At 31.6% G+C, this 2,866-nt stretch carries 3 protein-coding genes; 2 read left to right on the top strand and 1 reads right to left on the bottom strand.

From position 1 onward, the window contains the following. Positions 1–192, top strand: a 192-nt coding sequence (locus Q0649_RS18970; protein WP_298845637.1) for a hypothetical protein, incomplete at its 5' end; no start/stop codon positions are given. Further along, entirely contained in the window at positions 193–1,206 is a 1,014-nt protein-coding gene (locus tag Q0649_RS18965) for a transposase (protein ID WP_298845634.1), read from the top strand. 111 nt (positions 1,207–1,317) lie between these two features. Here Q0649_RS18965 and Q0649_RS18960 read toward each other — a convergent pair whose 3' ends face one another. Next, positions 1,318–2,802: a methyl-accepting chemotaxis protein gene (locus tag Q0649_RS18960; protein ID WP_298845632.1), complete on the bottom strand. Its 1,485-nt coding sequence runs from the start codon at positions 2,800–2,802 to the stop codon at positions 1,318–1,320. Between the last annotated feature and the right edge of the window lie 64 nt (positions 2,803–2,866).

The raw sequence follows: 2,866 nt of genomic DNA, 5'->3' as shown, positions 1-2,866 counted from the left end.
GTAGTTAAACCACTTGCACCATCCCATTTATACCATGTTAATATTTTAGAACACGCAGCATTGCTAGAATTCGGATCATTAGCAAGTTCATCTCCGCCTCACAAAGACCCCCGGCAGACTGAGCGAAAACCACCAACATTTATACATTTATGGTATAATATAGATATAATAAGTGAATGGAGTGTGGGTTAAATGAATTATGTATTTGGAAAACAAAGAGATCAAGTTCTTATTGAATACATTGAAGAATATGTACATGATGATAGTGAAGTTAGAGTTATGGACAAATTAGTAGATAGTTTTGACTTATATTCACTTGGTTTTTTGACAGGAAATAATGATGAAACGGGTAGACCTAAATACAGCCCACAGGATATGCTCAAACTTTACATTTACGGATATTACAATGGAATAAGATCTTCAAGAAAACTACAAAAACAAACCATAATTAATAGAGAAGTCATCTGGTTACTAAAAGGATTACAACCAAAGCAAAGAGCTATATCTGACTTTAGAAAAGAAAATACCAATGCTCTAAAACAAGTATTTGAGGTGTTCGTTGATTTTTGCAATGAAATCGGATTATATGGGAAATCGTTAGTAGCTATAGATGGAACAAAAATAGAAGCTTCTGCGTCAAAACGAAGACATATTAGTAAGCGTAAGCTTGCTGTGATGAAAGAAAAAGTACAAGCTCAAATTAATGAATACATGCAAGACTTAGAAATAAAAGATAGATTAATAGATAGCACTGAAAACAAACGACTAAGTAAAGTTGAAATCGAAAAAAGCATAGCAAGCTTAAAAGAAAGATTAAAAAAATATGATAATCAATATAATGATTTAGAGAAAAAAGGAATAAATGAAATTAACAGAACAGATCCTGATGCAAAGACAGTAAAATTTAGAGCTAATCAAGGTACCGATTTAGGCTATAACATACAGACTGCTGTAGATGACAAGAACAATTTGATAGCTGCATTTGATGTAATTAATTCTTCTGCAGATCAAGGACAACTATATAATATGGCTACAAAGACAAAAAATAAACTTGGAGTCGAAAGGATAGAAGTACTTGCTGATAAAGGATATTACAATCCAGAGGACATAATTAAATGTGAAAATGATGGTATAACGACTTATGTTTTAATATCTTTTTACAATATCAAAATATGTAAAGTGATTATAATATGGCGATATTTTTAACTATAAAATATACCTTAACGACAAAAAAACTACCGAAATATATTTCTATAACTTTCAGTAGTTCTCACTCATGGCTATCTACCACCAGATAGCCGGTTACATACGAGGGATTTATTTTATCATATCGTTTAGTTCATTGCTTATATTTTTAATTTGCTGAATTTCCTGTACAATTTCAGAAATTTTATTATTCTGTTCGTTTATAACAGACAATATTTCTTCTGTAGTGGCTGCATACTCCTCAGATACTGCAGCAATATTTTGTACTTCTGTATCAACTACGGTAAATGTGTCTTTAACATCATTTATAACATGGCTTTGTTCTGAAATATGTGAATTCAAGTCTTCAAAAGCTGTAATTAAACCTTCAAAGGTACCATAAAGTTTTTGTGCGATTCTATCTCCCATATTTACTGCTTCATTGCCTTTTTCAGCCTCACCAAGTGCTACATTCGTTGTTCTACTTGTGTTTTTTATAATCTTATATATACTTTCAACAGTGCTATTACTTTCTTCTGCGAGTTTTGCAACTTCCTTAGCTACAACTGAGAACCCTCTCCCAGCCTCACCAGCCCTCGAAGCCTCAATTGAAGCATTTAATGCCAATAAATTTGTCTGCTCTGATATATTTTTTATTCCACCTAAATATTTATCTATATCATTAACCTGTCCTTGAAGTGTAACCACAGTATCTAAAGAAGATTTTACAGCATTTTTAATTATACTCATTTGCTTGTCCATCTCTTTTATTTGCTGTGCTCCTCCTGCGATCTCGTCATTTACCACTTTTGAAACACTTACTATTTTTATTGAGATTTTTTTACTCTCATCTACAGTTCTCGCAGTATCCACTATGGTTTGACTTATATTATTTACATTATCGGCTTGCATACCTATTCCAATTGTCATCTCATTAACTGCGGTAACCACATCTTCACTAATTCCCATTACACTATTTATATTTCCATTGCATTTTTCTATACTACTCTCTAAAATTTTTGTGCTTTTGTCTATACTACCCATTGTCTTTTCTAACTTAGCTAATAATTCCAAAGTCTTTTTCTCTTTTTCTACACTTTCGCGAATCAGCTCTGAGCTCCACTTTGAAAGAATATATAATAAAAATACGCATAAATTTATTACAGCCATACTAGTTCCAAACTCCGAGAATTTCATGGTAGCTCCTAGCAAAGAGTTTGGTGATAAAAAATACATTGATATTAACGAAAAATCTATAATAAGCCCATAAATAATCAACAACACATTATCACTATATAAGGCTATTAAGAGTAGGCAAACAATATATAATAAAAATCCAGATTCCAGTCCCTCTTGTAGTTTACCTAAATATAAACACCCAAAAAACACTGATAAATTCATAAGTAGTCCCTTAATCCTTAAATTCATCTTGATAAAATAAAAAGTATTTGCAATTATTGAAGATATACCTGTTATAATTAAAACTTCAACAGCCGGTTTTAGTCCTTCTGCTACTCCAACCTGCAACGTTAATACAATAGTGGCTACCCATATAGCTATAAGATTAAATTTTAATGTTCTTTTACATCTATTAGTAATTTTTTCCCCTTCGTACATGTTATTCTCCCCCCCTCGTATAATGTAGTTGTAAGCATTGATAATAATTCAGTCATACTAACCA

It is taken from the genome of uncultured Clostridium sp., from assembly GCF_937920395.1.
Classification (GTDB): Bacteria; Bacillota; Clostridia; order Clostridiales; family Clostridiaceae; genus Clostridium_AD.
The sequence above is the reverse complement of the archived record's forward strand: the minus strand, read 5'-3'. Positions and strand labels throughout refer to the sequence as shown.

What these genes read in the sequence shown, in the direction of transcription:
- Q0649_RS18965 (WP_298845634.1), top strand. Translation starts at nt 193, where the DNA reads ATGAATTATGTATTTGGAAAACAAAGAGATCAAGTTCTTATTGAATAC.
- Q0649_RS18960 (WP_298845632.1), bottom strand. Translation starts at nt 2,802, where the DNA reads ATGTACGAAGGGGAAAAAATTACTAATAGATGTAAAAGAACATTAAAA.